Consider the following 7,292-nt stretch of genomic DNA (forward strand, 5'->3'; position numbering starts at 1 on the left):
TGTAGAGGTTAATATCATGAAAACATTGCATTTTGGTGCCGGCAACATCGGTCGGGGCTTCATCGGCAAACTGCTGGCTGACGCCAGCCATCAGGTCACCTTCGCCGATGTCAACGAGACCCTGATCGACCAGCTCAACCACCGCCAGGAGTACAAGGTGCACGTGGTGGGCACGGATCAGAAGCTGGACGTGGTGCGCAACGTTGCCGCCGTCAGCTCGGCCGGACACGAGGTGATCGCCCGTATCATCACCGCCGATCTGGTCACCACGGCGGTCGGCCCCAACATCTTGGACAAGATTGCCAGCACCCTGGCCAAGGGGCTGCAGGCCCGCTTCGATGCCGGCAACCTGACTCCCCTCAACGTCATCGCCTGCGAGAACATGGTGCGCGGCACCAGCCACCTCAAGGAGGAGGTACTCAAGTACCTGCCGGTCGCGTATCATGCCACCCTCGAGCAGTGCGTCGGCTTCGTCGACTCGGCGGTGGATCGCATCGTTCCGCCCGCCGCGGCGAACGACGATCCCCTGGAGGTGACGGTGGAGAGCTTCAGCGAGTGGATCGTCGATCGGACCCAGTTCAAGGGGGAGTTGCCCCAGGTGGCAGGCATGGAGCCCACCGACAACCTGATGGCCTTCGTCGAGCGCAAGCTGTTCACCCTCAACACCGGCCACATCGTCACCGCCTACCTCGGCAAGCTCAGGGGCTATCACACCGTGCGCGAGGCGATCGAGGATCCGCTGATCCGCAGCAAGGTGCGCCGCGCCATGGAGGAGAGCGGGGCCGTGCTGGTGAAACGCTACGGCTTCGACCCGCGCCTGCACGCCGCCTACATCGAGAAGATCCTCTCCCGCTTCGCCAACCCCTATCTGGTGGACGAGATTGACAGGGTCGGTCGCCAGCCGCTGCGCAAGCTGGCGGCGGGGGACAGACTGGTGAAGCCGCTGCTCGGCACCCTGGAATACGGCCTGCCGAGCGATCACCTGCAGGAGGGCATCGCCGCCGCACTGCATTACCGCAATGAGGACGATCCCCAGGCGGTGGAGCTGCAGGCCATGCTGGCGGAACTTGGTCCGGCACGGACCCTGGCCCGCGTCACCGGCCTGGATGAGCACAGCGATGTGGTACGCACCATCGTCGCCCGTTACAACAACTTGAAGTGACCTGATGGGGTGGCGTCACACCGCCCGTGACGGACCCCATACGATACAAACCGGGGGAGGCCTGCTCTCCCCCTGTCAGCCGGACCCGAAGCACTTATGACCACACACCAGGAAGATGAAGTACTGGAGCGACTGAACGAGCAGGATGGCCCCCGCGGCTTCTTTCTCGAGGTCGTGACCATCCTGGAAGAGGCGGTCGACTCCCTGATGCGGCGAGCCTTTCGTCAGGAGGAGTATGCCGTCAAATACGCCATCGAACCCCTGCTCAACCAGAGCGGCCCCCTCGGCCAGCTGGAGGTGCGCCTCAAGCTCATCTTCGCCCTCGGCCTCATCTCCCTCGAGCGCTATCAGGATCTCGAGGCGTACCTGAAGATCCGCGACTTTCTGGTACGCGACCCCAAGGATTACCGCTTCAGCGACAAGCCGGTCCGCGATCTGCTCGAGCGCCTGAATGCCATCCAGCAGGGCAGCATGATGCCGCAGGATCCCCCGGCCAACGAGGAGGACTGGCCCCTCTACCAGATGCAGCTCAACCGGCTCGATCAGATGGTGCGCTCCGCCCTGGTGCTGGCGGTGACCGATTGCGTCACCGAACTCCACAAAGAGAGCCCCATCTGATCTGAGCGGCTCTCTCCTGCACGCCTGGCGGGTGTCATCTTGCCCCCCTTCCCCGCTACACTAGGTCCAACCCCATCACCTGTACGAGGTTGGCATGATTGCTCTCTCCCTCGCCGGAATAGCCCTCATCTCCCTGCTCGCCCAATGGCTTGCCTGGTCCGTGCGCGTTCCCGCCATTTTGTTCCTGCTGCTGAGCGGCCTCTTGCTCGGCCCGGTGACCGGTCTGCTCGATCCCGATCAGTTGCTGGGGGATCTGCTGTTTCCCCTGGTTTCCCTCTCGGTCGCCATCATCCTGTTTGAAGGGGCGCTGACCCTGCACCTGACCGAACTCAAGGGGATCGGCAAGGTGGTACGCAACCTCTGCTCCACCGGCATGGTGACCAGCTTTGCCGTCATCGGCGCCGCCAGCTACTTCCTGCTTGGGCTGGACTGGCGGGTCGCCATGGTGCTCGGCGCCGTGCTGGTGGTGACCGGCCCCACGGTGATCGCCCCCATGCTCAACGTGATCCGCCCGGTCCGGGAGGTGGACAAGATCCTGCGCTGGGAGGGGATCGTCATCGACCCCATCGGCGCCCTGTTCGCGGTACTGGTGTTCGAGGCGGTGCGCCTCGGCAGCCAGGGGGATCTGGTCGGTCATACCCTGCTGGCCCTGGCCAAGACGGTGGGAGTGGGGTCGCTCATCGGGGTCGGTGCCGGCTGGCTCACCACCCTGCTCATCCGCAAGGACTGGCTGCCGGTCAGCCTGCACAAGTTCGGGGTACTGGCGCTGGTGCTGGTGACCTTCACCCTGTCTGACTGGCTCAGTCACGAATCCGGCCTGCTGGCGGTGACCGTGTTCGGCATCTGGCTCGCCAACCAGGAGGGGCTGGATCTGGAGGAGGTGCTGGCCTTCAAGGAGGATCTCGCCGTCATTCTCATCTCCTCCCTCTTCATCCTGCTGGCGGCCCGCCTCGATCTGGCCCAGCTCTGGCAGCTCGGCCCCATGGTGCTGGCCCTGCTGTGCGTGGTGCAGTTCGTGGCCCGCCCGCTCTGCATCCTGGTCTCGACCCGGGGGTCGGACCTGCCCTGGCGCGCCCGCGCCCTGCTCGCCTGGATAGCCCCCCGGGGCATAGTGGCGGCGGCGGTCAGCGCCTCCTTCGCCATCAGCATGCACGAGGCCGGCATCAAGGATGCCGACAAGCTGGTGCCCCTGGTGTTTGCGGTCATCATCTTCACCGTGGTGCTGCAGAGCCTGACGGCCACGCCATTGGCCAGATTGCTCGACATGCGCCAGAGCGCCCCCAATGTCTGGCTGCTCATCGGCGCCAACTCGGTGGCCCGGGCCATCGGCAAGGCGCTGGCGGATCAGGGGATCCCGGTGCAGCTCTCCGATCCTGCCTGGGAGCACTGCAAGCTGGCCCGCATGAGCGGCCTGCCCTGCTACTTCGGCAACCCCCAGTCGGAGCACGCCGAGCGGCACCTGCCCCTCACCAGCATCAGCACCGTGCTGGCGCTCTCTCCCAGCCGCCACAACAACGCCCTCGGGGTGCTGCACTTCGCCCACCTCTACGGGGAGGAGAAGGTCCACTCCCTGCGTTCCAGCGAACAGCACGGCAAGGCCAACCGGGAGAGCGCCACCTTCCGTGCCCGCCAGAACCTGTTCGGCGCCGACATCAACTTCGCCAGGCTGAGCGGCCTGCTGAGCCGGGGCGGGCAGATCAAGGCGACCCGCCTGAGCGACACCTTCGACTGGGACCAGTATCAGGATGCCAATCCCGGCGCCATTCCTCTGTTCGTGCTGGATGCCAAGGCCAGACCCAGGGTGGTCACCGGCCCTGTCACGCCGCTGCCCGGAGAGCTGCTGATCGCCCTGCAACCGCCCCGTGAGGGGGCGACGGGGCCCTGATCCGATGACGGCGCCACCGGGAAGGAGAACTAGACTTGAGGGTGGCGCCATGAGTCATAGGAGGAAGTCATGACAGTCAGTGAATTGCGCGCGCTTCACCAGCAGCACAGGTTCAAGGAGGCGGAGATCATGCACGACATCGTCTCCCCCGGCTGGATCGTGGAGTTCAGGGGGCAGGACGGCCACCTCTACGTGATGACGGACACCCTGGGGTGCCCCATGAGTTTCTCGTCCACCGAGGAGGCACGGGACCACATCCACCTGGTGGCCGACTGCCCCGTCCAGGTCGAGCACCTCTACCGCTTCTTCGAACGCTGAACAGCCATCGAAAAAGGCTCCCGAGGGAGCCTTTTCTCATTCCGGCTGCGTGGACTCAGCCTCCTTTCCCTCCAGCCGCCTCACCGGCTTTTGCAGAATAAGGTTGGCCGGATAGGTGACCAGATCGCCGTTGTCATCCCGCACCCGCACGTAGAAGAGGCCGATCTCGGTGATGATGCCGGTGACGGAGTCATCCTTGTCGAGGATGCGGATGCGATCGCCAATCTTGTAGGGGAAGGCGAAGAAGATGGTAATGCTGGCGGTGATGTTGGAGAGGATCGACCACTGGGCCACCATGGCGACCCCCAGTACCGCGAAGAAGGAGGAGGCGAGCACCACCAGCCGGGAGAAGTCGAGCCCCCAGACCCCGGCCAGGATCAGCAAGGTGGCGCAGCCCAGCAGGAAGTGGAATACGTGCTCCACGTAGAGTACCCGGTTCTCGCTCACCTGCCGGCTCTGGCCAAGGGCCATCAGGCTCTTGTGAATGAGGCCGCGCACCAGGGTGTGCCCCAGCAACAGCAGCAGGGTCACGCCAAAAGATTCCCATGTCGTCATGTTCACTCCTTACCACCAGCGCCTGTGCTTGAGCCAGACCGCCAGTCCGGTCGCCAGCACCAGCAGGAAGCCACAGAACACCCAGAAGGCGGTCGGACTCTCGGCCCCGGGGATCCCCCCCAGGTTGATGCCGAACAGGCCGGTCAGGAAGCTGGCGGGCAGGAACAGCAGCGCCATCACCGACATCTGGTAGGCACGGCGGTTGGTCGCCTCCGCCATCAGGTTGTTGATCTCGTCCGCCAGCACGGCGGTGCGCGCCACCCCGGCATCCAGATCGTCGAGCCAGCGCCGCAAGCGGTCGGCGATGTCGAGCAGGCGTCGCCTGTCATCTTCGTCCAGCCAGCTGATCTTCTCGTTGGCCAGGCGCGCCACCAGATCCCGCTGGGGGGAGAGGTAGCGACGGATCATAATGAGCTGCTTGCGGATGCGCGCAAGCCGACCGTTGGCGGGCAGGTCGCGCATCAACACCATCTCCTCCAGATCCAGGATCTGGTCGTGCAGCTCCTCGACGAACTCCCCGGCCCGGTCGGTCAGGGCGTCGCATATCTCCACCAGCCAGTCGGCGGGTGTGTCGGCGCCGCCCCCCAGCGACAGCTGCTCGAACACATCTTTCTCGGAGAGCAGCGGACGACGTCGGCTGCTGATGATGAGATCCGGCGTGATGAAGATCCGCAGGGCCACCATCTCTTCTGGCCTGTGATCCTTGTTGTGGTTGATGCCGCGCAGGATCAGCAGCACCGTCTCCCCCATCCGCACCAGCTTGGGACGGTTGCTCTGGCCGAGCAGGGCCTCCCGGGCCGCCTCCCCCAGCAGCGGCGTCTGCAGCAGCCAGCGCGCCGACTCCGGGTTGCCGTAGTCCAGATGCAGCCAGCCGGGCTGAGCACCGGGGATCTCGCTACCTTCGGCCAGCGGGGTCATGCCCCCCTTGCCGTCCAGGGTCAGGCCATAAATCACGTCACCGGGCACCCGATCCATCTCGTCTCCTTCTCGTTTCATGTGCAGGCCCCAGCTTACACCAAAGGCGGGGACGACTCAGCCCCGGGGCAGCCGCCCCGCGCCAGCCATGCTAAGATGCGCCACCCGTTCCAGACACAGGAAGCCATGCCATGCCCATCTGGGTTGATGCCGATGCCTGCCCCATCCCGGTCAAGGAGATCCTCTACCGCGCCGCCCACCGCGCCCAGGTGGTGACCACGCTAGTGGCCAACCAGGGACTCAGAGTCCCCCCCTCCCCCTTCATCAAGACCCAGCAGGTGGAGAAGGGCTTCGATGTGGCAGATCATGTCATCGCCCAGCAGGTCAAGCCAGGCGACCTGGTGATCACCGGCGACATTCCCCTCGCCTCCTGGGTCATCGACGCCGGGGGCGAGGCGCTCAATCCCCGGGGCGAGATCTACACCCGGGAGACCATCCAGGCACGGCTCGGGATGCGCAACTTCATGGAGGAGCTGCGCTCTGCCGGCGTCCAGACCGGTGGCCCTGCGCCCTTCAACGCCGCCGACAAGCAGCGCTTCGCCAATGCGCTGGACAAGTGGCTGGTCAGGGGCAAGCTGAGCTGATCACCCTCTCCCCGGCCCACCGCCGGGGAGAGCCATTCATTTCCCTTTTCCCTTAATTCTTCCTTAATGCTCCTTGATTAGCCTTGCGACTGTTGACCCAACCACCCGCAAGGAGCAAGCAATGAAACTAACCCCCCTGTTGTTACTGATCCCCCTGTTGAGCGGCGCAGCCCTGGCCGACCCCCAATGCACCCAGGCCGACAAGAGCAAGTGGATGAGCGAAGCCGACGCCCAGCAGCAGATCAAGGCGATGGGCTACGACATCAAGAAGTTCAAGGCCACCAAGACCGGCTGCTACGAGATCTACGGCTGGGACAAGGAGAAGCGCAAGGTCGAGATCTACTTCGACCCGACCGACCTGAAAAAGGTGAAAGAAGAGATCGACGAGTAACGCCGCCCCGGCCGGTCTTCCCCCGGCCCCCACCATGGAGCCTTGCCATGACACCTGCCTCTGAAGTGAAAGTCTGGGATCCCCTCATCCGGGTGTTTCACTGGGCGACCGTCACCCTCTGCCTGCTCAACTTCTTCGTGCTGGAAGAGGGCAGCAAACCCCACAGATATGCTGGCTACGCGGTGGGCATCCTGCTCATCATCCGCCTGCTGTGGGGGCTGATCGGCCCCTATTACGCCCGCTTCGGCCAGTGGTGGCCAACCCCTGCCCGGGTCCGCTACTACCTGCGCCAGCTCGCCCAGGGGCGCCACCCCTACTACCTCGGCCACAATCCGGTCGGCTCCCTGATGATCTGGCTGCTGCTGCTGTCCCTGGTCGGGACCGTCGTCACCGGCTGGCTCACCACCTGGGATGCCTTCTGGGGCGAGGAGTGGCTGGAGGAGCTGCACGGCATCATCGCCAACACCCTGATGGCCGCCGTTGGCGTCCATGCGGCAGTGGTACTCCTGACCGATCGCCTCACCCGCAGCGATTTGGTCCGCGCCATGGTGCTGGGCAACAAGCGGGTCCCCGCCAACATCAAGGTGGAAGACCCCCGCGCTTGATGGCCGGGCTGCCGACCAGTCCCCTCCTCTGTTCACCCGCTCATCTGCCCAAAAAAATCTATGGTCACCCCCTTTTTTGCAACCTTGATTTCGGGTGTTGTGGTTGGCTTGCTTAAATCTATCCGGCGTCTTGATGGAGAATGTTCTCCGCGCCACGATGAGAATCGCGCCTGACTGTCCTAAAAAGACCCTCGGCCTA

The 7,292-nt window shown here is 64.4% G+C and carries 9 protein-coding genes; 7 read left to right on the forward strand and 2 right to left on the reverse strand.

The features are described from left to right. The first annotated feature begins 16 nt into the window (after positions 1-16). From J9892_RS17235 to J9892_RS17250, 4 genes are all read left to right on the forward strand, one after another. Entirely contained in the window at positions 17-1,162 is a 1,146-nt protein-coding gene (locus J9892_RS17235) for a mannitol-1-phosphate 5-dehydrogenase (RefSeq protein ID WP_042015428.1), read from the forward strand. Between the two features lie 96 nt (positions 1,163-1,258). Then, positions 1,259-1,780 carry an MltR family transcriptional regulator gene (locus J9892_RS17240; protein ID WP_010672759.1) on the forward strand — a complete coding sequence of 174 codons (522 nt, stop codon included), beginning with the start codon at positions 1,259-1,261 and terminating at the stop codon, positions 1,778-1,780. 94 nt (positions 1,781-1,874) lie between these two features. Then, the gene (locus J9892_RS17245) at positions 1,875-3,665 is read left to right on the forward strand and encodes a sodium:proton antiporter (RefSeq protein WP_161470335.1); all 1,791 of its coding nucleotides are present in this window, start codon (positions 1,875-1,877) and stop codon (positions 3,663-3,665) included. Positions 3,666-3,734: 69 nt separating this feature from the next. Then, positions 3,735-3,983, forward strand: a complete 249-nt coding sequence (locus J9892_RS17250; protein WP_010672757.1) for a hypothetical protein — start codon at positions 3,735-3,737, stop codon at positions 3,981-3,983. Between the two features lie 36 nt (positions 3,984-4,019). Here J9892_RS17250 and J9892_RS17255 read toward each other — a convergent pair whose 3' ends face one another. Both J9892_RS17255 and zntB read right to left on the reverse strand, forming a co-directional pair. Then, complete coding sequence (locus tag J9892_RS17255; protein ID WP_039039767.1) at positions 4,020-4,538, reverse strand: mechanosensitive ion channel domain-containing protein; 519 nt, start codon at positions 4,536-4,538, stop codon at positions 4,020-4,022. Positions 4,539-4,547: 9 nt separating this feature from the next. Next, positions 4,548-5,513 carry a zinc transporter ZntB gene (gene zntB, locus J9892_RS17260; RefSeq protein WP_171865294.1) on the reverse strand — a complete coding sequence of 322 codons (966 nt, stop codon included), beginning with the start codon at positions 5,511-5,513 and terminating at the stop codon, positions 4,548-4,550. A gap of 131 nt (positions 5,514-5,644) precedes the next feature. On the opposite strand from zntB, the gene J9892_RS17265 reads away from it, so the two are divergent. The 3 genes from J9892_RS17265 to J9892_RS17275 all read left to right on the forward strand — a co-directional run bounded on the left by J9892_RS17265 (position 5,645) and on the right by J9892_RS17275 (position 7,093). Continuing rightward, positions 5,645-6,097, forward strand: coding sequence for a YaiI/YqxD family protein (locus J9892_RS17265; RefSeq protein WP_039039769.1), 453 nt, complete (start codon positions 5,645-5,647; stop codon positions 6,095-6,097). Positions 6,098-6,218: 121 nt separating this feature from the next. Further along, a complete protein-coding gene (locus J9892_RS17270) occupies positions 6,219-6,488 on the forward strand; it encodes a PepSY domain-containing protein (RefSeq protein ID WP_010672753.1) in 270 nt (89 codons plus the stop codon). A 47-nt stretch (positions 6,489-6,535) separates the two neighbouring features. Then, positions 6,536-7,093 carry a cytochrome b/b6 domain-containing protein gene (locus J9892_RS17275; RefSeq protein WP_045523083.1) on the forward strand — a complete coding sequence of 186 codons (558 nt, stop codon included), beginning with the start codon at positions 6,536-6,538 and terminating at the stop codon, positions 7,091-7,093. Positions 7,094-7,292 lie beyond the last annotated feature (199 nt).

Source organism: Aeromonas sp. Prich7-2 (assembly GCF_017939255.1).
Lineage (GTDB): Bacteria > Pseudomonadota > Gammaproteobacteria > Enterobacterales > Aeromonadaceae > Aeromonas > Aeromonas caviae.